Annotated in this window: 21 protein-coding genes and 2 pseudogenes; 16 read left to right on the top strand and 7 right to left on the bottom strand. The window is 32.8% G+C overall.

Annotation, left to right across the window (positions count from 1 at the left end):
- Nucleotide 1: 1 nt before the first annotated feature.
- From B4E59_RS04305 to B4E59_RS04285, 5 genes and pseudogenes are all read left to right on the top strand, one after another.
- A pseudogene (locus B4E59_RS04305) lies at nucleotides 2–1399 on the top strand (serine hydrolase).
- Nucleotides 1400–1559: 160 nt separating this feature from the next.
- On the top strand, nucleotides 1560–2141 hold the full coding sequence (ruvA, locus tag B4E59_RS04300; protein WP_180905294.1) for a Holliday junction branch migration protein RuvA: 582 nt from the start codon (nucleotides 1560–1562) through the stop codon (nucleotides 2139–2141).
- Nucleotides 2141–9334, top strand: coding sequence for a T9SS outer membrane translocon Sov/SprA (gene sov, locus B4E59_RS04295; protein WP_291051646.1), 7194 nt, complete (start codon nucleotides 2141–2143; stop codon nucleotides 9332–9334). Before ruvA ends, sov begins: the two co-directional genes overlap by 1 nt.
- A 21-nt stretch (nucleotides 9335–9355) precedes the next feature.
- Entirely contained in the window at nucleotides 9356–9736 is a 381-nt protein-coding gene (gcvH, locus tag B4E59_RS04290; protein WP_038335019.1) for a glycine cleavage system protein GcvH, read from the top strand.
- Nucleotides 9729–10109 carry a VanZ family protein gene (locus tag B4E59_RS04285; protein WP_221854263.1) on the top strand — a complete coding sequence of 127 codons (381 nt, stop codon included), beginning with the start codon at nucleotides 9729–9731 and terminating at the stop codon, nucleotides 10107–10109. Before gcvH ends, B4E59_RS04285 begins: the two co-directional genes overlap by 8 nt.
- A 228-nt stretch (nucleotides 10110–10337) precedes the next feature.
- Here B4E59_RS04285 and nadE read toward each other — a convergent pair whose 3' ends face one another.
- Nucleotides 10338–11132 carry an NAD(+) synthase gene (gene nadE / locus B4E59_RS04280; protein ID WP_286495309.1) on the bottom strand — a complete coding sequence of 265 codons (795 nt, stop codon included), beginning with the start codon at nucleotides 11130–11132 and terminating at the stop codon, nucleotides 10338–10340.
- 100 nt (nucleotides 11133–11232) lie between these two features.
- On the opposite strand from nadE, the gene gldB reads away from it, so the two are divergent.
- The 6 genes from gldB (at nucleotide 11233) to B4E59_RS04250 (ending at nucleotide 15828) form a co-directional block, all read left to right on the top strand.
- Entirely contained in the window at nucleotides 11233–12282 is a 1050-nt protein-coding gene (gldB, locus tag B4E59_RS04275; RefSeq protein WP_291051644.1) for a gliding motility lipoprotein GldB, read from the top strand.
- A gap of 17 nt (nucleotides 12283–12299) precedes the next feature.
- The gene (gldC, locus tag B4E59_RS04270) at nucleotides 12300–12626 is read left to right on the top strand and encodes a gliding motility protein GldC (RefSeq protein WP_038335027.1); all 327 of its coding nucleotides are present in this window, start codon (nucleotides 12300–12302) and stop codon (nucleotides 12624–12626) included.
- A gap of 96 nt (nucleotides 12627–12722) precedes the next feature.
- A complete protein-coding gene (locus B4E59_RS04265) occupies nucleotides 12723–14045 on the top strand; it encodes a TolC family protein (protein WP_291051642.1) in 1323 nt (440 codons plus the stop codon).
- Between the two features lie 152 nt (nucleotides 14046–14197).
- Nucleotides 14198–14869 (top strand): tRNA (adenosine(37)-N6)-threonylcarbamoyltransferase complex dimerization subunit type 1 TsaB, encoded by a 672-nt coding sequence (tsaB, locus tag B4E59_RS04260; RefSeq protein ID WP_291051639.1) that lies wholly within the window; start codon nucleotides 14198–14200, stop codon nucleotides 14867–14869.
- A gap of 18 nt (nucleotides 14870–14887) precedes the next feature.
- Complete coding sequence (locus B4E59_RS04255) at nucleotides 14888–15271, top strand: DUF423 domain-containing protein (protein ID WP_291051637.1); 384 nt, start codon at nucleotides 14888–14890, stop codon at nucleotides 15269–15271.
- Nucleotides 15272–15306: 35 nt separating this feature from the next.
- The gene (locus B4E59_RS04250) at nucleotides 15307–15828 is read left to right on the top strand and encodes a hypothetical protein (RefSeq protein ID WP_291051635.1); all 522 of its coding nucleotides are present in this window, start codon (nucleotides 15307–15309) and stop codon (nucleotides 15826–15828) included.
- 33 nt (nucleotides 15829–15861) lie between these two features.
- Here B4E59_RS04250 and B4E59_RS04245 read toward each other — a convergent pair.
- The 3 genes and pseudogenes from B4E59_RS04245 to B4E59_RS04235 form a co-directional block, all read right to left on the bottom strand.
- Nucleotides 15862–16422 (bottom strand): annotated as a pseudogene (locus B4E59_RS04245) (cytochrome b/b6 domain-containing protein).
- A gap of 57 nt (nucleotides 16423–16479) precedes the next feature.
- A complete protein-coding gene (locus B4E59_RS04240; protein ID WP_038335039.1) occupies nucleotides 16480–16980 on the bottom strand; it encodes a hypothetical protein in 501 nt (166 codons plus the stop codon).
- A 161-nt stretch (nucleotides 16981–17141) separates the two neighbouring features.
- The gene (locus B4E59_RS04235; protein ID WP_291051631.1) at nucleotides 17142–17828 is read right to left on the bottom strand and encodes a YceI family protein; all 687 of its coding nucleotides are present in this window, start codon (nucleotides 17826–17828) and stop codon (nucleotides 17142–17144) included.
- 100 nt (nucleotides 17829–17928) lie between these two features.
- Between B4E59_RS04235 and B4E59_RS04230 the strand changes: the two genes are divergently transcribed.
- Nucleotides 17929–18942, top strand: a complete 1014-nt coding sequence (locus tag B4E59_RS04230; protein ID WP_291051628.1) for an ABC transporter ATP-binding protein — start codon at nucleotides 17929–17931, stop codon at nucleotides 18940–18942.
- The gene (locus tag B4E59_RS04225) at nucleotides 18933–19472 is read left to right on the top strand and encodes a GNAT family N-acetyltransferase (RefSeq protein WP_286495302.1); all 540 of its coding nucleotides are present in this window, start codon (nucleotides 18933–18935) and stop codon (nucleotides 19470–19472) included. The genes B4E59_RS04230 and B4E59_RS04225 overlap by 10 nt, the downstream gene beginning before the upstream one ends.
- Nucleotides 19473–19554: 82 nt before the next feature.
- Here B4E59_RS04225 and B4E59_RS04220 read toward each other — a convergent pair whose 3' ends face one another.
- The 3 genes from B4E59_RS04220 to B4E59_RS04210 are packed head-to-tail and all read right to left on the bottom strand — an operon-like array spanning nucleotide 19555 to nucleotide 22329.
- Nucleotides 19555–20331: an alpha/beta fold hydrolase gene (locus tag B4E59_RS04220; protein ID WP_291051625.1), complete on the bottom strand. Its 777-nt coding sequence runs from the start codon at nucleotides 20329–20331 to the stop codon at nucleotides 19555–19557.
- A gap of 3 nt (nucleotides 20332–20334) precedes the next feature.
- Nucleotides 20335–21060: a pyridoxine 5'-phosphate synthase gene (locus B4E59_RS04215; protein ID WP_291049654.1), complete on the bottom strand. Its 726-nt coding sequence runs from the start codon at nucleotides 21058–21060 to the stop codon at nucleotides 20335–20337.
- Nucleotides 21061–21069: 9 nt separating this feature from the next.
- A complete protein-coding gene (locus B4E59_RS04210) occupies nucleotides 21070–22329 on the bottom strand; it encodes a mechanosensitive ion channel family protein (RefSeq protein WP_291051622.1) in 1260 nt (419 codons plus the stop codon).
- 65 nt (nucleotides 22330–22394) lie between these two features.
- On the opposite strand from B4E59_RS04210, the gene B4E59_RS04205 reads away from it, so the two are divergent.
- The 3 genes from B4E59_RS04205 to nusA all read left to right on the top strand — a co-directional run bounded on the left by B4E59_RS04205 (nucleotide 22395) and on the right by nusA (nucleotide 24703).
- A complete protein-coding gene (locus B4E59_RS04205; RefSeq protein ID WP_291051619.1) occupies nucleotides 22395–22880 on the top strand; it encodes a DUF456 domain-containing protein in 486 nt (161 codons plus the stop codon).
- A 110-nt stretch (nucleotides 22881–22990) separates the two neighbouring features.
- Nucleotides 22991–23452, top strand: a complete 462-nt coding sequence (gene rimP, locus B4E59_RS04200; RefSeq protein WP_291051616.1) for a ribosome assembly cofactor RimP — start codon at nucleotides 22991–22993, stop codon at nucleotides 23450–23452.
- A 15-nt stretch (nucleotides 23453–23467) separates the two neighbouring features.
- The gene (nusA, locus tag B4E59_RS04195; RefSeq protein ID WP_038335048.1) at nucleotides 23468–24703 is read left to right on the top strand and encodes a transcription termination factor NusA; all 1236 of its coding nucleotides are present in this window, start codon (nucleotides 23468–23470) and stop codon (nucleotides 24701–24703) included.
- Nucleotides 24704–24749 lie beyond the last annotated feature (46 nt).

The following is a 24749-nucleotide window of genomic DNA, read 5'->3' as shown; positions in this document are numbered from 1 at the left end:
TATGATAGTACATAATCTAGCAAAAAATATCGGTTTCCTTTTCGTTTTGCTGATTTTTTCAAGCTTCACTTTCGCTCAAAATGTCACCGAAAAAATCGATTTCTTAATGAGTAAATCTTACGAAAGAGGTTTGTTCAATGGAAATGTTTTGGTTGCCAAAAAAGGAAAAATCATCTATCAAAAATCATTTGGTTTTACCGATGAGACAAAGAAAACACCCTTAACGAAGAACTCAATTTTAAATTTTGGCTCTATTGCAAAGGAATTTAATGCAGTTGCAATTATGATGTTGGTAGAGCGCGGTAAACTCAATCTTGACGAGTCGATTTCGAAATACAATTTAGATTTACCAAAATGGTCGGAAAAAGTAACGACAAGACATCTGATTAATTATGCCAGCGGAATTCCCAGAATAGAAAATGGGCTAATAGTCCCGAAAAATGATGAAGAAGCTTGAAAGATTTTGAGAAAAACGGATACTTTGTTATTTGAACCTGAAAAGGATTACCGATACGATAATGGCAATGTTTTTTTACAGAGAAGAATTATTGAAAAAATAACAGGAATGACTTTTCAAGATTTTGTAACGAAAAACATTATTAAACCTTTGAAAATGACAAATTCTGTGTTTGATGCAAAATTCGATTATAAAAACCGAACATCTTGTTATGATATGGACAATGTTCGATGCCCAGAAATGGAATTTATCAGTGGTTGGCTTTGGATGGATACAAACGATATGTACAAATGGGTTGATGCGATGGATCATAATCGTTTGATTACCCGAAAATCCTATGAAACCTTATTGAATAATCCCTATACAAAAGACCATCAAGGTGGATCATTTGGAGATTATTTTGCAGAAGAAGAATTGCAGCGTCATAATGGTGTCTCCTACAAATTTGAATCTTTGGTGTTAAATGATATGAAGAATGATGTAGTTATCATTTTAGCATCCAACAATCGAAATAAAGTTTGGGATTTAGGACATATCATTCGTGATATTATGTTGGGAAAATCGTTTGAAATCCCTAAAAAATCGATTTACCAAGCGTTAAGAAAAGAGGCACAAACTGATGTCAATAAAGCGATTGAGAATTATTATCAATTGAAAAATACTTCCGAAAAAGAGTATAGTTTTGAAAATCCAACTGAACTTAACACATTGGGTTACGAATTATTAAGAGCAGACAAAATTAATGAGTCTATAAAAATATTTCAACTGGTTGTAAAAGAGTTCCCAAATAACGCAAGTGTTGCCGATAGTTTGGGCGAAGCTTATCTTACTAACAAGCAATATGATTTGGCGTTAGAATGGTACAATAAAGCCATCAGTCTTGGCGGAACCAACGGTAATGCCGAAAGAATGATTGAGAAAATTATAGCGTTAAAAAACTAAAAATTGATTTCTCAAAATATTTAATTCAAATCACTCGAAGCCTTATCAAGGGTTCTAAATCTTGACAAGGCTTTCATTCAAATCAATACTTTCATCCTTACAAAATAAATTGTATTTTTGACGTTATCACTATATGTAGTGTAACTAAATAAACGTCAAAATGATAACACAATTAAGAGGTAAATTAATCGAGATTTATCCAACAAATGCTGTAATAGATTGCAATGGTGTCGGATATTGGGTCAATATTTCATTGAATACTTATTCTACTTTAGAACACGAAGAGTTGGTTACAATTTTTACACATTTAATTGTTCGAGAAGATGCGCATATACTTTATGGATTTGCAACAAAATTAGAACGAGAAATTTTTCAGAAATTAATTAGTGTTAACGGTGTTGGTCCAGCTTCTGGAATGATGATTATTTCTACACTTTCTTCCAAAGAAATTGCAACTGCAATCGCTCAAGAAGATGCCAAATTATTGCAAAGTGTAAAAGGAATTGGAGCTAAAACGGCGCAAAGAATCATCATTGATTTGAAAGATAAATTGGATCAAAATTTAATATTAGATGTTAATTCTACTTCGGTTAAAAATAAATCTAAGAATGAAGCGTTATCTGCTTTAGAAGTTTTAGGAATTCCTAAAAAATCTGCGGAGAAAATCATGGACAAAATCTTACAAGATCAACCAGATGCAGACGTGGAATTCTTAGTAAAAGAAACCTTGAAGAAAATTTAATGAAGATTCATAACGAACCAAAAACTATTCGTAAAGGCTCTACTATAGCGGCTTTGTGTTTCCTTTTTGCAATGGGAACTATGAGCGATGTTATGGCTCAGGAAAGTGATACGCTTAAGTTTCCTATCCGAGATCAAAAAGGTGGATTGTTTTTAGATAATCAAATAAAATACGATGTACAATATGATGCGATAAAGCGTCAGTATATTTTATATCCTCAAATTGGAACAAGTTTAGTTTCCGAACCTATCTATTTGACACGTCAAGAATACCTGACTTTGGTTCAGAATCAAGACATGAAAAATTATTTCCGTACAAAATCTCAAACCAATGATCAATTTTATCGTGAAGAACGTTTTGGTGATAAGGAAGGAAAAAAAGAAGGAAGTATTTTACCAAGTTTTAAGGTGAAATCTAAAGCTTTCGAAACTATTTTTGGTGGATCAGAAATTTCATTAATTCCGCAAGGTTATGCAAATTTAGAATTGGGTGTTTTCTTGCAAAAGATAGATAATCCAATGTTGTTGCCACAAAACCGTCAAACGCTTACAATGGATCTTAACCAACGTATGCAATTGAGTATTTTGGGTAGAGTCGGAGAAAATCTTCAGATGAAAGTGAATTATGATACGCAAGCCGGTTTTGGCTTCGAAAATCAAATGAAACTTCAGTGGAGAAAGGCTTTAGGGAATAAATTAGATCCATTTGGTGGAGAAGATGATATCCTACAAAATATTGAGGTTGGTAATATTTCGATGCCGCTTAGTACTTCGTTGATTACGGGTGCGCAGTCACTTTTTGGAGTTAGAACAGATCTTAAATTTGGTCGTACAAATGTATCGGCTGTCTTTTCAGAACAACGTTCGGAATCTAAAAATATCGTGGTTCAAGGAGGTGGTGTGATGACTGATTTTAAAGTCGCTGCCGAAAAATATGAATACAATAGACACTTTTTCTTAGGTCAATTTTTTAGAAATAGTTACGACAAAGCATTAGCAAATTATCCTGCGGTTAATAGTAATATCAATATTAGTAATATTGAGGTTTGGAAAGTTGATAAATCTGGAGGGAATCAACAGAATAGACGTTCTATTATCGCTTTGCGAGATATTGCAGAAGGTGATACAGCGCCTCAAAATAGTAGTAATGCCTTATTTAATGAGATTAATTCTCAAGGTTTTACTAAGATTAGTGATGCAAGAAGTTATTTGAACGGATATTCTTTCAATGGAGAACAATTTCAGGATGGAGAAAACTTTATCGTCAACGAAAATGTTCGTAAACTTGATGCTTCCGAATTCACTTTCTATCCAAAATTAGGATACATTTCCTTGAATACGCCTTTGGTTGATGGTGAAGATTTATTAGCGGTTTCGTTTCAATATTCGTTAAGCTCTGATCCGACAAAATTATACAAAGTTGGACAAATGTCGAGCGAGACAGATAAACCAATTATTGCGAAATTAATCAAACCAAATTCTGCAGTTAATGTGGCTTCGCCAATGTGGGATTTGATGATGAAAAATATTTATTCGTTAAATGCTTATGGTGTTTCGAGTGAAGATTTTTTGATGAATATTAATTTCAAGGATAATGGTGAACAATCTTCTGGAAAATTAAATTACTTACCAAATTCTGCTGTTTCAGAACAATCGTTAATTCAAGTTCTGAACATGGATAGATTAAATTCGAACGGACAATTACAACAAAATCCTGACGGAAGTAAAGGTGATGGTTTATTTGATTTTCAACCAGGATTGACAATTGATACAGAAAGAGGAAACATTATTTTTACTTCTGTAGAACCTTTTGGTAAATATTTGAGCAATAAATTACAAGGTCAAAATCAAGAATACGTTTTCAATCAAATTTATCGTCAATTACCAAATACTCTTTCTGGCGAAAAATTAGCTAATCGTTATACGTTAGAAGGTCGTTACAAAGGAACAGTGACAGATGGTATTCCATTAGGAGCTTTTAATGTGCCGCAAGGTTCTGTTAAGGTAACTTCAGGTGGAGCAACATTGACGGAAGGCGTAGATTATACGGTAGATTATCAGTTGGGGCGTGTAAAAATCATTAATGAACAATTGAAAAATTCTGGAGCACCAATTAATGTTTCTTTAGAAAATCAATCTACATTTAATTTACAGAAAAAACGTTTCATGGGAATTAATGTCGAGCATAAATTTAGTGATAAGTTTATGTTAGGCGGAACTTTAATTAATTACCAAGAACGTCCAGTTACGCAAAAAACACAATTTGGTTCAGAACCTGTGAATAACACAATTGTTGGACTTAATACACAATATAACTCAGAAGCTGAGTGGTTAACTCGTTTAACAAATAAAATTCCGGGAATCAAAACGGACCAAATGTCGAACATTAGTGTTCAGGCAGAGGCGGCTTATTTGATGCCAGGAATGAACAAAGTGACAGGAGGTTATTCTTATATAGACGATTTCGAAGATGCACAATCGCGCATTAGTTTATTAGATGTTGGTTCATGGAAATTTGGATCAACACCAGGAAAACCTGCTGGATATTCTGCTTCTGGTTACCACCCGTTCTTCCCAAATGGAATGAAAAATGACGATTTATCATTCAACAATGGTCGTCGTATGTTATCGTGGTATTCTATCGATCCTCGTTTTTATGGGATGGGAGGAAGCTCGCCTTTAACAGATCAACAAATGTCAACGCATATGGCGCGTCGCATTAAGCTGAAAGAGCTTTTCGATCAACGTGATGTAATGGCTGGTACAAATTCATACATCAGCACATTAGATATGACATTCTATCCGCAAGAACGTGGACCTTATAATGTTAATCCAAATGCAGTAGATACGAAAAACTGGGGAGCAATTATGCGTCCTATTTCAGTTTCTAACTTCAAAGATTCGAATGTGGAATACATCGAGTTTTGGATGATGGATCCTTATGCAGATGGAAAAGGTGGAGAAGGAGAGCTATTGGTACATTTAGGAAATGTTTCGGAAGATGTCTTAAAAGACGGCGAAATGATGTACGAAAATGGATTGCCTCATTCTGGAAATGGTGCGGCGACTGTTGCTTCTAAATGGGGATTAACACCTCAGTTAAATCCAATTTTATATGCTTTTGATACGGAAGGAGCTGCCCGAAAACAACAAGATTTGGGTTATAATGGATTAACAGATGAGGAAGAAGCACAACGTTATGGAATAACGAGTAATAATTTAGTAACAGGAGAATTAGATCCTGCGAATGATAATTATTTATTCTTCTTAGATGATCGCTTTAGAGGTGCATCAATCGGGAATACGGTTCAAGATCGTTACCGTTATTTCAGAAATCCACAAGGAAATAATTCAACTGATAATCCTTTACATGCATCATCTTTAACGCCAGATACAGAAGATATTAATGGTGATTTCAATTTAGATCAGACAGAAAACTATAATCAGTATACATTAAAAATTAACCGTCAAACGTTAGAAGATCCAAACAATAAATTTATTGTTGCAAGAAAAACGGTTCAAGGAGAATTTCCAGACAAAACGAAACATGATGTTAAATGGTATCAAGTTCGTATTCCTGTTGACAACTTTGATTTAGATCTTGACGGAGATGGAGTAGAAGAGTTAAACAATGATGCGTCTATTGCGCAAGCAGAAAGCGTATTAACAGCTGCTCGTTTTATGCGTATGGTGATGCGAGGTTTCGAGGAAGAAACAACTCTTCGTTTTGGTACGTTTGATTTAGTTCGTTCTGAATGGCGTCGTTATACCAAAAACATTTATCCTTATATTATTAGTAATCAAGAGGGTTACGAAGAGGATAAGAATATTGATGATTTAGAAGTTGGTGAGGTTAGTATCGAACGAAATGGTACTGATCGCCCTCGTTATATGATTCCTCCTGGAGTTTATCGTGAACAAACACAAGGAACAACGGGATATCAATCTCAGAACGAAGCTTCGATGACATTGAAAGCGAAGTTTAAACCAGGAAGTACTTCAAAAGCTATTTTTAAGAATACAAATTTAGATTTGCGTCGATACAAAAAATTACAAATGTTTGTATCTGCTCAAAACTTATTAGATAGAGCTTCAAATGCGATTGATAATGGTACAAAATTATTTATTCGTGTAGGTAGTGATTATACAGATAATTACTATGAATATGAAATGCCGTTGAAATATACGCCACAAAGTTCTGCAACAGAAAGCACAGTTTGGCCAGATGAAAACTTTATCGATCTGAATACAGATTTGTTTACAGATGCTAAAAAACAAAGGGATGCTGATGGTTTCAGTACATTGCAACGTTTCAATTTTGCTTTTGATCAAGAGAATCCAAACAAAACGGTTTATGTAAAAGGTCGTCCAACATTGGGTAATGTCTCTTCAATTATGATTGGGGTTCGTAACACTTCTGGACCGTCTGATAAAGAAGTTTTACTTTGGGTAAATGAACTTCGTTTAAGCGAAATTGATAACCAAGGTGGTTATGCAGCTTCAGCAAATGTGCAGTTCAATTTAGGTGATTTTGCGAATGTACAAGTTTCTGGAAGCACAAGTTCTGTAGGTTTTGGTGCGATAGATCAAGGTCCTGCAAATCGTAATCAGGACGAATCATTACAATATGCGTTGAATGCACAAGTAAAATTAGACAAATTCTTACCAAAGAAATGGGGAATGGAAATTCCGTTCGATTTTACAATTCAGGAAAGTTTTGTCGATCCAAAATATAATCCATTAGACAATGATATTATTTTTGATGAAGCGCCTAATAAAGCTGAATTAGAAAAAGTTGTTCGTACTTATACGCAGTTCAAAAGTTTTGCTTTTAATAATATTCGAAAAGTTAGATCAACAAATAACAACAACCCTGTTCGTTTCTATGATCCATCTAACTTTTCAGTTTCGATGATGTATTCGGATAATTATTACCGTGATATTTACACGCAATATAACATCAACCAACAATTAAGAGCGTCGATTAATTATAATTACGGATTTAGAGGAAAATCGTACGAGCCTTTCAAAAAATGGCGTGCGGTTCAACCAAAAGAGGAATCAGGAAAATATTTACAATTTATTCGTGAATTTAATGTGAATCCTTTGCCAACACGTTTCTCTTTCCGTACAGAGATTGCGCGTACTTACAGTGAAAGACAATATCGAGATATCAGTCAATATTTAGGTGGAGGAAGCTCATCGAGTTTAATTCGTCCGACATATAGTAACAATTTCTTGTTCAATTGGCAATATAATTTAGGTTTTGATTTGACAAAATCGTTGCGTTTAGATTTAACATCTTCGACAATGACATTGAATGATGGAACAACTTTCCAGCGTGCAGATCAAGATATGATTTGGCAAAATATGTTCACAATTGGACGTCCAGTTCAGTATGATCAACAATTTCAGGTGAATTATAAATTACCTTTAAAATTCTTCCCATATTTAAATTGGATGAATGTTGAAGCTGGATTTACTTCGAATTATAACTGGATTGCAACTTCTACAGCTTACAGAAATTTTGAGACAGAAGTTACAAATCCTGATGGTTCTACATCAACACGAATTGCGAATTTAGGTAGAGGTACAGCTCAAAACTCGAATTCGATCAACTTGATGGGAGATTTAGATTTTGCAAAATTTTATCCAGAATTTAAAGGATATAAACGTTACGATTCGATCTTAAAAGGACGTCGAGCAGAAATAGATTCGTTGAATACAGTTTATACAAATTTATTTGCTAAAAAACGTCGTACAAATAAGAAATCAGCTTATAAATTCAAACATAAATTTACAGCAAAAGATTATGGTTGGATGGTTTTATCATCACTAAAGCGTGCTAATTTTACGTATAATCAGACAAATGGAGCTGTAATTCCAGGATTATTGTATGAGCCAGGTTTCTTTGGTGTTGATGGTAAAAATGGACCAACTTTAGGTTTTGTTTATGGAACGCAATTCGATATCAAACGACAATTAGTCGAAAGAGGATTGATTGTTGGTGATGAATTGATGACAGATGCGTATCAAATTACAAAAGGTTCTGATTTTAATGGAACTGCTTTAATTGAGCCTATTCCAGATTTACGAATTGATTTGAATGCAAAACGCACAAAAGATCGTCGTATTTATCATTCAGGATTTAATTTAGCAGTCGAAAATCTTTACATCGATGAATTAGCAAATCTTAATATTTCAACTGTTAATATCAAAACAGCTTTCAAAGATGGAGATGCAATTTTTGAGCAATTCCTAACAAATACTAAAACTATTTCTGGACGTTTAGCACAGAAAAGAGGTAGTGGAAATGTTGATGGATTGGGTTATTATGAAGGATTTAATGCAAGAAGTTCTGATGTACTTTTACCAGCCTTTTTAGCGGCAGTCCAAGGAAAAGATGCAGGTTCGTCTAAGTTAGGGTACAATCGTTCTATTCCAGTTCCGAATTGGCGCGTAACGTACACAGGATTGAAATCTGTTCCAATTATTAATAAATATTTTGATAATGTTGAGGTTTCGAGTTCATATAATTCGACATATACAACAACTGGTATTCAGTCCAATCCAAACTTTATGTTAGATACAGGAATTATGGGTAGTGGACAAGTGACTGGTAAAGATGAAAACGGAAACTTCTATACACAGAATTTATATGGAGCGGTTACGATGATCGAATCATTTTCACCATTATTGGGAGTGGATTTAACATTCCGTAACAGTATGCAATTACGTGCACAATATAACAGAGATCGTTTATTATCATTAAGTACAACAAATTATACGTATACAGAAGATTATGGATCTGAATATATTATTGGATTTGGGTATATTTTCAAAGATTTCAAAATGAAGATTCGTTACCAAGGAAATCAGAAAACAATCAAAGGTGACTTAAATATTCGTGGAGATTTCTCATTAAGAGATAATCAAACAACAATTCGAAAAGTAATTTATAACTTTGATGACGTACAAAATCCAAACGTACCAACAAGTATTTATGGAGATTCGCAAATTACAGGTGGACAGCGAATTATGACGTTTAAGATAACGGCAGATTATAACGTAAGTAAGAATTTGAACTTGAGATTCTATTGGGATCAGATGATGAGTAAATATAAAATTTCAACAGCTTTTCCAATTTCTCAAATTCGTGCCGGATTTAGTGCTACCTTTACATTCGGAAATTAAAAAAACAATAAAACAAACATTATGAGCATTCCAAACAATTTAAAGTACAGTAAAGATCACGAGTGGATTTCTGTAGAAGGAGATGTAGCAACAATCGGTATTACAGCTTTCGCACAAGGAGAGTTAGGAGATATTGTTTATGTTGACGTAGAAACAGAAGGAGAAACTTTAGGTCAAGAAGAAGTATTTGGAACAGTAGAAGCAGTAAAAACAGTTTCTGACTTATTTATGCCAATTAGCGGTGAAGTTGTAGAATTTAACACTGAATTAGAAGGTGAGCCAGAATTAATCAACACTGATCCTTACGGAAAAGGGTGGATTATCAAAGTAAAAATTGAAGATGCTTCTCAATTAGATGCTTTATTAGACGCAGCTGCTTACGGAGAATTAATTGGTGCATAAGACAAAAAAAATAATATTCTTTGCATATGTAGCGTTGGTGTTTTATCTGACGCTACTTCCACAAGAAAATTTCTCGAAATTAAGCACAATCAAAGAATTAGAAATCTTTTTGGAGATTGATAATTTAGATAAAATTGTACATTGTGGAATGTTTGGGATGATGACGATTTTGTTATTTGTCGCATACAAAATAACAACTCTGCGCTTGATGATAATTCCGTTTTTGGTAAGTTTTCTTATCGAAATTTTGCAAGGTATTTTAACATCACTTCATCGTAGTTTTGATTTTGTCGATTTAATGGCAAACTTATCCGGAATCTCCCTCGCATATATCGCAATAGCATATTATTTACAACATAAAAAAACTCAGTAGTATTACTGAGTTTTTTGTTTTTCTTATCTTTTTGACTTATTCAAGTGTAAACTAAGAAAATGTCATTCCGACGTTAGGAGGAATCTTCGATTCTTCATTCTACTAACGTTTTATTCAGAATGACATTTATACGTAAGTCATATTGAACTCGTTTCAACATCACATCAAAATAAAAAAAAGCAACCTTTCGCTTGCTTTTATATTGAAAAAATTAATTGTGCTTACCGCTTAGTTCATCAACTCCTCAGGAATATCACATATCGGAATTGGAACCATTTTATGTTGGTTAATACGATTTAATCTGGAATAAATCTCGAATACTTCTTTTTCTCTACCTTCAAATTCATTTGCAGTTTTTCCAGCTTCTTTCGCTTTCATTGCCCATTCTAATTCATCGTAATTTGCACCTAATTGATCTTCATCCGAACGATCATCACCAAACAAACCATCTGTTGGTTTTGCTTTTTGAATATCTGTATTAACTCCTAAAAACTCAGCAATTTTATACACTTCCGATTTCATCAAATCAGCAATTGGACTAAGATCTACACCGCCATCACCATATTTCGTATAAAAACCAACGCCAAAATCTTCGACTTTATTTCCTGTTCCTGCAACCAAATAATTGTGTAAACCAGCAAAATAATAAAGTGTTGTCATACGCAAACGAGAGCGTGTATTGGCCAAGGCTAAATTCACTTTATCCGTTGTTTCCGTTTCTGGTAAAGCCAAAACCATTGCATCAAAAGTTGAGGTTAAATCAACTTCTATCGAATCGATTGGCGACGAAAACTTATTTTTTAACCATTCAATATGACGTTTTGCTCTATCCGCTTGATTTTTTTCTTGATGAATTGGCATTTCCAAATTAAGTAAAGGGGAGCCTGTCATCGCACAAAGTGTTGAGGTTACAGCCGAATCAATTCCGCCCGAAATTCCAATCACAAAGCCTTTTTGGTGCGCTGTTTCCAAATAATCTTTCAACCAAGAAACAATATATTCTACAACTTTTTCAGTTTGCATAGTTTAATAATTTATTTCAAAGATAGCAGATTATGAAAAAAATTAGGGTTGAAAATACTACAGATTATTTTACTATTTTTGTTAGCTAAATAACCAAGCAATGAAATTTGTATATGGCTTAGCTTTTGCGAGTTTAATTTTATTTACTGCGTGCAAAAAAGAAAAATCGTGGGAAGTGGATGTCAAAGAACAAAATGTTCAGTTGAATATTCATGATATCAGCCAAGATTTTTTTAACGATTCGATTCCTTTAGCGACTTTACGAAAAGATTATCCTTTCTTTTTTGATGCAAAAACTGCGGATGATGTATGGGAAAGTCAACGTCGTAATAAAGAAGAATTGAGTATTTATGGACAATCTCGAAAGGTTTTTGGAGATTTTAAAAACTTAAATGAATCGTTAACTCCGATGTTTCAACGTTACCAATTTTATTTTCCAGAATATAAAATTCCGACGGTTTATACTTATTCATCAGGTTTGCAAAATATAGATTATCCTGTGATGTTTAGTCAGCAATCTGGCTTGATGTTTATTGCGATGGATGCGTATTTGGGGTCAAAGAATAAATTATATGATAGCATTGGTGTAGAACGTTATTTACGCACAAATTTAGATTTTAATCGTTTGCCTTCTCAAGCTGTTGATGCAATTGCGAATGATGTGGTAACATTTAGCCCAAGAAATCAATTATTTATTGATAAAATGATTTATGAAGGTAAGAAATTGATTTTGCAAGATGCATTGTTAACAGATACACCAGACGAATATAAAGTTGGTTACACGCCAGAACAAATTCAGTGGTGTATTGAGAACGAAGGTCAAATTTGGAACTTTTTTGTGGAGCAAAATTATGTATTCAGTTCAGATGCTTCTTTGGATAAACGCTTTTTAGCAGTTAGTCCATTTTCAAAATTTAATAATGAAATTGAGCAAGATTCTCCAGGAAGAATTGCGGCTTGGATTGGTTTGCAAATTATTCGCCAATACATGAAAGAGAATCCGAAGGTAGAATTGAAAGCTTTATTAGATGATATGGATGGTCAAAAAATCTTCAAAGAATCTAAATATAAACCAGCTTTAGAAGGAAATAATTTAGCAAAATATACAACAAAAACTATTGATGGTAAAATTTACCATTTTGTGAAATAAAATAATAATTAGAAGTTATGAGAACAACAAATATTACAGTTGAGATTGAATTGGACGAAAATCACGTACCAGAAAAAATGACTTGGAATGCACCAGATGGTGGAATTAGTCACGAAGAAACAAAAGCAATGTTACTTTCTGTTTGGGACGATAAAGCAAAAGAGGCTTTGCGTATCGATTTGTGGACAAAAGAAATGACGCAAGATGATATGAAACGTTTCTTTCATCAGATTTTAATTTCGATGTCTAGTTCTTACGAAAGAGCAACAGAAGAAAAAGAAGTTGCAGAAAGAATCGCTGCTTTTGCAGAAGAATTCGCAATTGCTTCAAAAATTAAAGGTTAATTTACTGACCAAATAAAACTTTAAGTCGAATTTCGTAACATTTTGGTTAGAAATTCGACTTATTTTATATCTTTAATTTTCTGACAAGAATAGTCTATGAAACAATTATTTTTTACTTTACTATTTATTACTTCTCTTTCTTCGTTTGCCCAAGAAGAATGGACAATTGAAAAGTGTATTGAGTATGCTTCGAAAAATAATTTGACTGTTCAGCAGAATACCATCAACCAAGAAATTTTCAATAAAAATTTAGAGTTAACCTACAATGCATGGTTGCCAACGGTTTCGGGTTATGTAGATACTAATTTTACAATCGGAACGTATAATCCAACGATAGAAAAGGGATATTATCAATTTGCGCATTCATTTGGCGTACAATCGAGCATTAATATTTATAGTGGTGGAGTTGTTCAATTGAATAAAGACAAAGCTGCTTTGGAATTAGAAGCGTCGAAAGTGCAAACTGCGATGACGATAAATGATATTTCGTTGCAAGTTGCCAATTATTATTTGGCGGTTTTATTGAACAAAGAATTGAAACAAGTTGCAGTTGGAAATCCAACTATTTCGAAGCAATTATTGGATCAAAATCAAAAAAAGTTCAAAGCTGGAACTGTAGCTCAATCTGTTGTAGCACAATCTGAATCTGAAGTCGCGACAAATACACGTGAAGTTGTAAATGCACAAATCGAAATAGAGCGTGCATTATTCAATTTAGCGATGTTATTACAATTAAATGATTACCGAAATTTTGTTGTAACCGATGTGAAAATTCCAGATAATGTTACGTCTCAATTGTATAATTTGGATGATGTGGTGGAAACGGCTTATCAAAATCAACCTTCTGTAAAACATGCCGAATTGCAAATTGATGTTGCTGCGAAAGAAACTCAAATCGCGCGAACTTCATTATTTCCAAAAGTGACAGGAAGTTTCAATTTCGGAACGAATTATCTACAATATTTCAATAAAAGATTACGTCAAGATGCATTATTAGAGCAATTAGGACATAATGTAACAGGCGTTTTTGGAGTTGGTGTGAGTATTCCAATTTGGAATCAATATTCCTATAAAATTAATATTCAGAAAGCATTAATCAACGAGGATTTAGCAAAAGTTGACCTTCTACAATCGAAACAAGATGTGCTGAAAAATGTTCAATCTGCGTATTTCGAAGTAAATAGTTCTTATGCGTCATACGACTCGTCGAAAGAAGCGGTAAAATATGCGAAAATTTCATACGATTTTGCACAAAAATCTTACAATGCTGGAGTCATTAATCAATACGATTTTAACCGTTCGCGTAATGATATGATGGTTGCAGAATCGCAAATGTTGCAAGCGAAATACAATTACATTTTTAAACAAAAAGTATTAGATTTCTATGCTGGCGTTCCAATAACGTTGGAAGGAAAATAGAGGTTAAATGAAGTAAATAGAGAAAATATTAATCAAATTATTGAAAATTATTTTCATAAAAGAGTTTCAGAGTGTAATAAATATTTCTAAATCTATTCTAAAATCATAAATTCAAACTTTATACATCAATTTTCCTTGTGTATCTTTGCAACATGGCAACAATCTTAAATTTAGAAACTTCAACAAAAAATTGTTCGGTTTCGATTGCTAAAGATGGCGTTCAACTATGTTTGGTTGAAGAAAGTGATGAAAATTATGCACATGGTGAAAAACTGAATCAGTTTGTGGATTGGTGCGTGGAAGGCGCGCAAATAAATTGGAAAGATATAGAGGCGGTTTGTGTTTCAAAAGGCCCAGGTTCTTACACAGGTTTGCGTATTGGCGTTTCGTCTGCCAAAGGTTTTGCATATGGATCTGATATTCCACTTATGGCAATTAATTCGTTGCAAATTTTGGCGGAATCACAATTGAATCAAGAGGTCGATTATATCATTCCGATGATTGATGCAAGACGAATGGAAGTCTATACAGCTTTGTTTGATAAGCAAGGAAATCAGTTAACAGAAACAGAAGCTAAAGTAATCGATGAAACTTCTTTTGAAGAATTGAAAGGAAAGAAAATTATTTTTGTGGGTGATGGAGCAGAAAAATGTCAAGAAGTTTTAGCGCATTTAGATGCTACGTTTATACAAGCTTTTCCATCGGCAAAAGATATGATTCGTGTTGCGGAAGAAAAATTTAACCAAAAATCATTTGAAGATGTTGCGTATTTCGAGCCATATTATTTGAAAGATTTTGTGGCAGGAAAAAAGAAATCTGAATAAAATAAAAAGAGATAATTTATGAAAAATCTTGTGTTGACAATTGCTTCATTATACGGAATGACGGCGGTTATATTAGGCGCTTTTGGTGCTCATGCATTCAAGAAAATTTTGCCTGCCGAAAAATTAGCAAGTTTTGAAGTTGGAGTACGTTACCAAATGTATCACGCAATTGTTTTGTTAGCTGTTGGAATGTATTTTCAATTTAACAACGGTTTAGAACGCTCTGCCGCTTGGTGTTTAATTGCCGGAACATTTGTTTTTTCTGTGAGTATCTATTTGTTGTCATTCGCAGAACATTGGAATGCAAACCTTAAATTTTTAGGACCAATTACGCCACTTGGAGGATTATTCATGATTATGGGTTGGGGTTTATTGGCTTGGATTTTTATGAAAGGAAGATAATTTTCTTTAAATTTATATAATTGTTAATCAGTTATATGAATTTGTGGAATAAATTATTGGTTGGATTATTATTTTTACTTGCAATTAATACAAAAGCGCAAGATAAATTAGTATTGACCACTCCTTTAATCTTTAAACATAGCAACTTTGAATTGAAATTGTTTAATAATCAACAATTCAAATACAAGTCGGTTTTTTATAACTGTATTGTAGAGTTAGATAAAAACGGTAAAGAAATCAATAATGCTAATTATGATTTTGCTGAAGGAACTTATCAAGTAATGGATAATAAATTAATCTTAACTGTAAAATCATCAAGCAGCTATTATTCCTTAGAAAAAGAATATTACTTTTTGATTCTTGATAAAAAGACTTTTTTGATTTCTAACAAAGATCGAAAAAATCTCAAAGAAGCAAGAATGCAAAGACCAAATAAATCTTTTCCGAATTATATTATAGATACGGATAATCGTAGAGAATATACATTTTATAGTTCTGATCAAAAAGTAACTATCGAAGGTTACGAAAAAGATAAAATATATCAAATGTTTAAATAAAAAAGACACTTTATAAAGTGTCTTTTTCTATTTTTAATCTTTACCATTTATCATTTTAGAAACAATTCCAGAATTTTTATTGACTTCATCGATAATAACTCCAATGAGATGAATAAGAAAAAAGATAGGAAACCAATAAATTGCAGTTTTATGCAGTTCTTCCATTGGGTCTTTGTAAGTTCCATTTCCCCACATTAAATAAAATCCTGTCACAATATTAATTAGCATTAACAAATAGAAAATCATATAAATTATTCACTGAAACTTTTCGGATGTTGAATGACTTTTCAAAGGATTAGGAAATCGGATTCCCTTTACCAGCATATAAACAATTCGGACAGCAAAAAGACCTAAAGCGATATAAGCAAATATTTCGTGCCATTGCCACATTGGTTCTAAAGAACTTCTCCCAATTGTTTTTAAAGTAGCGTCAGAAATGTTTAAACCTTCTTTTGAAACTTCATTAGTAATTAAAGCAGAAAGATTTTTCTTGCTCATCCATTCCATTCTCAAAAAACCAGTTAAGAAAAGCATTATCATCGATATTCCGATTGTCCAATGTAATAATCGATGAGTTAAAGTAAACTTTTTCATAATTTATAGTGATTAAAAAAAACCTCTCTAAATTGAGAGGTTTTTGTTGTATTTTTTTTATTCAAAATCGTCTTCCGTGAATTCGAATTCTTCAAATGTACATTCTATTTCGAAAGGAATATCTTTTTCAGATTCTTCTACAAAATCTTGCACTTCACCTTTCCAGTTCAAGGTCAAAATTCCTTTATCGTTTACACTAAAAGTTAATTCGTTGTTTACCGTTTCGTAATCTTCTTCCGAAACATTCAACGTTGTATAATATACTTCCACAGTTTCACCTTCTTCGTCTTCTTCCTCGGCAAAACCGTAAGGAATAGAAACTTTTTTACCGTTTAATTCTTCTACAGATTCTACATCCAAAGGAAAATCATCAATAAATAAAGAAAGTTGAGGAAAATCGTTTTGTAACGAATCGCCTTCTACGTGTTCTAAGTCATCAGTCGAATGTATTTCGACCAACAAACATTTTTTATTTCCTTGAAAAACGACTTTGCATAACGATTTTTCAATATTATAATTAAATGTTTCATCCGGATGGAAGAACTTAATTGTTTTCATTGTTTTGTTAATGTATGTTATTAATTATGAGTACGAATATAATTAAGTTCAATTAATTATCACAAAAAAAATGAGAGAAATTATATTTTTTCGCCTCTAAAACAAAAAAGCCATCTATCTAAGATAAATGGCTTCTATTATTTTATGAATATTCAATTCGATTATTTTGCAGCTTCTTCAGTTGCAGCAGCTGGTTTAGCTGATAAATCTACTTGTAATAAAACTTCGTCTTTTATGATAGAACCTCCAGCACCTACGAATGCAATTCCGAAATCTTTACGGTTAATTCCGAATTCTTCAGATTTGATTGTTACACCATTCGCATCAACAGTTACATTAGCTTTGAAAGTAACATTTTTAGGAACTCCACGGAAATCTAAGTTTCCAGAAATTTCTGAATTGTAATCTCCACCTTCTAAAGCTTTAACTCCTGTATTTTCGAAAGTTGCAGTTGGGAATTTTTCAACGTCTAAGAAATCAGCAGATTTTAAGTGTCCGTCTAATTTTCCTTTGCTTTCTGCATCAGCATCTAAATCTTTAGATTCGAAAGAAGCAAAATCAGCAACAAATTTCCCTGATTCTAAAACTCCATCGTGTACTTTTACAGAACCTTCTTTTAATTTTACAACTCCGTAGTGACCTTCTTCTGGTTTGTTGATATCGTCAAAAGTTTTTCCACCTTTCCAATTTACAACAGATGCAGTCGTATCAACAGCATATTCTGCAGCTCCTTCAGTTGATGTTGCTCCTTCTTGAGCTTCAGTTGCAGCTTTAGTTTCAGTTTTTCCTCCACAAGAAGTTAATGTAACAGCAGAAACAACAGCCAATCCTAAGAATAATTTTTTCATATTGCTTTTTTTAATTTTTTCTTTTACAAAACTATAATATAAATTAATAGTTGATATTGATTTATATCAATAAATGAAATAATTAAACAATTATTTCATATTGAATAAATCTAATACCTTAGCCAAACATAAGAAAAATTATTCAATCGTGCTAAACGTAAAACAACTCAGTTATAATTATCCAGATTTCGAAGAAAAAGTACTCGATAACATCAATTTTGCAGTTAACAAAGGCGAAGTGATAAGTATTATTGGGGAAAGTGGAAGTGGAAAATCAACTTTACTGAAATTGATTTATGGATTGTTGGATTTTAAAGAAGGAGAAATTTACTATCATACCAAAAAATTACGCGGTCCTGCTTATAACTTGATTCCAGGTCATAAAATGATGAAATACGTAGCGCAAGATTATGATTTGTTAGATTTTGTAACGGTTGGTGAGAATGTTGGGAAATTTTTAAGCAATTTCGATTTAGAGCTTAAACAACAACAAATTGACGAAGCGTTAACGGTGGTTGAAATGTTAGATTTTAAACATATTTTTCCAAATAAACTGAGTGGAGGTCAGCGACAGCGTGTGTCTATTGCACGAGCTTTGGCACAACAACCCGAAATTTTGTTGTTGGATGAACCTTTTTCTAATTTAGATCAAACATTAAAATTAACCATTCGAGAAAAAATTATGGATTGGTGCAAGGTGCATCAAATTACAGTGATTTTTACAACGCATGATTTGAATGATGCTTTTTATACTTCGGATAAAATTTTAGTTTTGCAAAACGGAAAAATGATTCAGTTTGATGAGGTCGAGAATGTGCGAAATTCTCCTGCAACAGCTTATGTGGCCAAACTTTTTGGTTATGTAAATGTGTTGGATGATTCGCAAGATTTAGGAATTGATTCGTCTAAAATTGTGATTTATCCAGAAGAAATTACAATTTCTGAAAATGGAAAATTTGAAGGAAAAGTAATTTCATCAAAATTTCAGGGAAGAGATTATTTGGTAAGATTTACATTCAAAAACATTGAATTGTTGATTTATTCTTCTCAAAAATTAATGAAAGATGAGTTGATACATTTTGAAGTTATAAAATTTCATCAATTATGCATTTAGAAAGTTTGCAAGTAACGGAATTGTGTAGCGAACGATTAATTTTGATGCCGTTCACGATTTCCATTTGCGAAAATATATTACAGAATAATTATACCGAATTAGAGCAATTAAATTTAGTTAGAGGAAAAGGTTGGCCAGATGCAGATGTAATCGAAACATTGCCTCGAATTATTGTAAACTTGTCTAAAGTTGACGCACCAACAGGTTTCGAATCGTGGATGATTATCAAGAAATCAACACGAGAAATAATTGGTGACATTGGTTTTAAAGGTTATAATTTTGTTGGAAGAAGTTGTGATATTGGTTATGGAATTATCGAAGCAGAAAGAAAACAAGGTTTTGCCGCTGAAGCAGCTGCGGAATTGATAAATTGGGCATTTACAAAAGAAACTTTAGAAGAAGTAACCGCTTGTTGTTTGATAGAAAATATTGGTTCAACGAAACTTTTGACAAAACTAAATTTCTCTGAATTGAGTCGAGATTCAACTATGATTTATTGGTCGTTGTTGAGAGAAAATAAATTGAGTTAAAAATAGATTCTTCGACAAGACCGGAATGACAATCAGATATAAAAAAAAGCGAGGTTCAAATTTTGAGCCTCGCTTTTTTTAATTATTTATTCAACAAAAAGTTCAAAACCTCTGCTGTAAAATCTTTCGGATTTTCAGCATGTAACCAATGTCCTGCATTTGCAATTTTCTTGATTTCCGCATTTGGAAAACGTTCCTTGATAATCATTTCATCTTCTGGCATAATGTAATTTGAATTTGCACCACCCAAAAATAAAGTTGGACCATCAAATTTGCCTTTTAACAATTCAGAACCAACCATTTCTTGGTAAAATTTATCTAAAACATCTAAATTGAATCGAAAAGCATATTTTCCATTATCGGCGTGGTAAACGTTTTTCAACAAAAATTGTCGCACACCAATTTCAGGAATATATTGTTCCAAAGTCGTTTCTACATCTTTTCGAGTTTCAACTTGATCAAAATTAACAGATTTCAACGCTTTGAAAATCGCATTATGATGAGGTTGATACGCTTTTGGTGCCATATCCACAACAATCAAATGATCTAATCTATTTTGATGAATCATCGCAAAATCAATCACAATTCTTCCGCCAAGCGAATGTCCCAACAAATGTGCTTTTTCAATAGAATTTGCATCCATATAATTCACGATATCTTGTGCCATCGCTGCTAAAGAAGAATCTTCGCTATGAAAACTACGTCCATGATTGCGTAAATCAATCAAATGTGTTGTAAAATATTCGCCAAAATGTTTTCCTAATGTGCTCCAATTATCCAATTGTCCAAACAATCCATGAAAAACCAATAAATGTTTTTCACCAGAGCCGACAATTTTGCTATGTAAGATTTCTGCCATTTTCTACAAATTTGCTAATTCAATTTTACGTAAATACGCTTGTATCGTATTTTCTAAACCTAAATATAGAGCTTCAGAAATTAACGCGTGACCAATAGAAACTTCTGCAATTGTTGGAATTTCGCGAATAAAATATTCAATATTATCTAAACTCAAATCGTGTCCAGCATTTACAGCCAATCCATTTTCGATTGCTAATTTTGCCGTTTCTTTATAAGGAAGAATTGCGTCAAGATTTCCTAAACCGTATTGCGTCGCAAATTCTTCTGTGTACAACTCGATTCGATTAGCACCAGTTTTCGCAGCACTTTCAATTAAAGCAGGATTTGGATCTAAGAAAATAGATGTTCTGATTCCAGCATCTTTAAAGGTTTTAATCACATCAGTTAAATAATCAAAATGTTTGATTGTATCCCAACCAGCATTTGATGTAATCGCATCTTCTGCATCAGGAACCAAGGTAACTTGTTCTGGTTTTGAGTTTAAAACCAATTCCATAAAACTATCAATCGGTTTTCCTTCAATATTAAATTCAGTTGTTACAACAGGTTTCAAATCGTACACATCTTGGTAACGAATATGACGTTCGTCTGGACGCGGATGTATCGTAATTCCTTGTCCTCCGAATTCCTGAATTTTGATTGCCGCTTCTACAAGATTTGGCGTATTTCCACCACGTGCATTACGAATTGTGGCAATTTTATTTATATTAACACTTAATTTAGTCATGATTTTATATTATAATTTTTTTATATCAGAAAGCGAAATGCTTTGCATAATTTCTAAGTCAAATTTACGACAAGCTGTCAACAAATGATCGAAAATATCGGACTGAATTCTTTCAAATTCCAAATTGCTTGCCGAAGTTGTAAAACAACCAATTTCTAACGGCATTCCAAGCGGAGAAACAGGTAATTGTTTTACGATAATTGGATCATTTTGCGAAACAGTTTTCAAACTTTTTAAATAATGTTCAACATAAATTCTAAAAACACCAATGTTGGTTAAATTTTTACCATTAATATCTAAATCAGAATTTTCAATGTTTTGATTATAGATGGAAATTTCGTGACGTTTTTGTTGAATATAATGATGAATTAAAGTAATATTTACGAAACGATTTAACATTTCTTCGTTACAAAACTGAAACGAATTAACATTAAACGAAACCGAACGTTTTATTTGACGAGTTCCAGTCGCCAACATCGCCATATGATTGGTTACCTGAGACGAAACCAAATCCACAGTAGGAACCGTTGCAATAGATTTATCAAACTTCTCAATTTTCACCAAATTGATGTTAATTTCTTTTACTGTTCCTTCAATATCGCCTTTGGAAACGGTAATCCAATCGCCAACTTTTACAATTTTAGAATAAGAGATTTGCAAACCAGAAACAAATCCGAAAATTGCATCACGAAAAATCAATAAAACAGCTGCGGTTAAAGCTCCGAGAACAGTAATAATTGTGTTTTTATCAACCGTAAACAAAATCATTATTCCAGAAATAATCGCAAAAAACGTGATGATAAACTTCAACATCTGCCCAAAAGTTCGCACTCCAACTGTTGTATAACTATTTTCTTCGTTGTACACATCAATAATTGTATTGATAACTCGGAAAATAAGTTGCGTAAAAACGATTAATGAAATAAGTTGCGTAATGCGTTGAACAACATGAAAAATATTTCCTTCATTCTTGAACAAAATAACATTCATGCTTAATGCAAAACTGATTGGAATAAGATGAATAGCTGAAACAAAGACTTTGTTTTTGTACAAAAACTTCAACCAATCGTTTTCGGTGAAATTCTTTAATTTTTTTAGAAGCGGAAGAATAATAGCTCTTAGCACAAAATCTAACACAAAAAGAATAGCTATCCAAGTGACAATTTCTAAGAAATTAAAAAGATTTTCAGACAAATCAATTTTGAAATATTGATTGAAAAAAAATTTTACACCATCAGAAAATTCTTCATAAAAAGATTTATCTTGCATAAGCTGTTAATTGAGTTTAAATAGATTTGTTTGTGCAAAGTTACAGTTTTAAAAATACTAAAATAATGGATAACGATAGTATACTAAATCTTATTAGTGGAATTTTATTGGTTGTTGGTTTGATCGGAACTGTTTTGCCAGTTTTACCAGGAGCACCTTTAGCATTGGTAGGATTATTGGTTTTTAAATTCAGTGGTGATTGTAGTTACAATTGGGGAACGATAATTATTGCAGGACTTTTTGTGTTATTAGGCGCGATTTTAGATTATTTATTGCCTGCATATATGACCAAAAAATTAGGTGGAACCAAATACGGAATTTGGGGATCTATTGTCGGATTAATCATCGGATTATTTTTCCCCCCAATCGGTTTTATCGTAGGACCTTTTTTGGGAGCGTTTTTAGGTGAATTAATTTTTACTGCAGCTTCGCCAAAAGTTGCATTAAAATCTGCTTTCGGATCTTTTGTAGGATTTATTTTAACAACAGGTTACGACATTATTTTAACGTTAATCTTTATCGGAATATTTGTATATCAATTGATGAATTAATCAGATTAAATGGTTGAAATTAGGTCAATAAAAAAAAATGACCTATATTTGCAAAGAATTTAAAGGAATAAATGGAGGAGGGCTGGTTATAGCTCTCTTTTTCGTTGTATATGGATTCAAGTAAAGTAAAACAGCTGATAGACGAAGCAATTGCGGAAAATCCGTCATTGTTTCTTATCGATTGGAAAATCACTCCAGATGATAAAATTGTAATTTTAGCAGATGGAGACGAAGGTCTTTCAGTCGAAGAAATTGTAAGAATAAGCCGATATGTAGAACACAATCTTGATAGAGAAGAATGTGATTTTGCATTAGAGGTTTCCTCTCCTGGTGTAGGAAGTAACCTAACCATGCCACGCCAATTTGCCAAAAATGTAGGTAGAACTTTAGAAGCTACATTAAATGACAAAGTGGTGGAAGGCGAAATTGTAGAAGCCGATGAAGAAGGTGTCACAATTTTTTGGGAAGCGCGCGAACCAAAACCTGTAGGAAAAGGAAAAATTACAGTAGAACACGAAGAAAAAATAAATTACGCTGACATCAAGAAAGCGATTATAAAAGTCACCTTTTAAAAAAATTAAAGTTTAATGGACAATCTTGCATTAATTGAATCTTTTGGAGATTTTAAAGACGATAAGAACATCGACCGTATTACGCTGATGGCAATCTTAGAAGAAACCCTGAAAAGTGTTTTGAAAAAGAAATATGGTACAGATGATAACTTTGATATTATTGTAAATCCTGATAAAGGAGACTTAGAGATTTGGCATAACCGTATCGTTGTAGAAGACGGTTTTTCAGAAGACGACGCAACAGATATCGAATTATCAGAAGCACGTAAAATTGAGCCAGATTTTGAAGTAGGTGAAGAAGTATCGGAAAAAATTCCGATCGAAGCATTAGGTCGTCGTGCGATTTTAACATTACGCCAAACATTGGTTTCTAAAGTAATGGAGCATGATAACTCTAATTTATACGAGAAATTTAAAGGTTTAATTGGAGAAGTAGTTTCGGGAGAAATCCACTATGTACGTCACAAACAAGTGATTATTATGGATGACGAACAAAACGAAATGATTTTACCAAAAGAAAATCAAATACCATCAGATTTTTTCAGAAAAGGGGATACATTACGTGCAGTTGTAGATGACGTAAAATTAAGAGGAGCAAAACCTCAAATTATTTTATCTAGAACATCACCAAAATTCTTAGAGAAATTATTTGAACAAGAAATTCCAGAAATTTTAGACGGATTAATTACAATCAAAAATGTAGTTCGTATCCCTGGAGATAAAGCAAAAGTTGCAGTAGAATCTTACGACGATCGTATCGATCCAGTAGGAGCTTGTGTCGGAATGAAAGGATCTCGTATTCATTCAATTGTACGCGAATTACGTAACGAGAATATCGACGTAATTAACTACACAAACAACATGAGTTTGTTTATTCAACGCGCTTTAAGCCCAGCTAAAATTTCGAATATCGAAATTAATGAAGAAGAAAACAAAGCCTTAGTTTACGTAAATGCAGACGAAGTTTCGAAAGCAATTGGTAAGGGAGGTTACAATGTTCGTTTAGCTTCTAAATTAGTTGGAATGGAAATTGATATTTTCAGAGAAGGAGCCCAAGACGAAGACGTAGAATTATCAGAATTCTCAGACGAAATCGATGCATGGGTAATCGAAGCATTTAGTGCTATCGGGTTAGATACTGCCAAAAGTATTTTAGAACAAGATGTTGATGATTTAATCAAACGTACGGATTTAGAAGAAGAGACGATCTTAGACGTTATCCGTGTGTTAAAAGAAGAGTTTGAAGATTAATTCATACTCAAGTCATAAACAATTCATACATTTGCAAACATTAAAA

It is taken from the genome of Empedobacter sp. UBA2044 (genome assembly GCF_002333005.1).
GTDB classification, from domain to species: domain Bacteria; phylum Bacteroidota; class Bacteroidia; order Flavobacteriales; family Weeksellaceae; genus Empedobacter; species Empedobacter falsenii_B.
The sequence above is the reverse complement of the archived record's forward strand: the minus strand, read 5'-3'. Positions and strand labels throughout refer to the sequence as shown.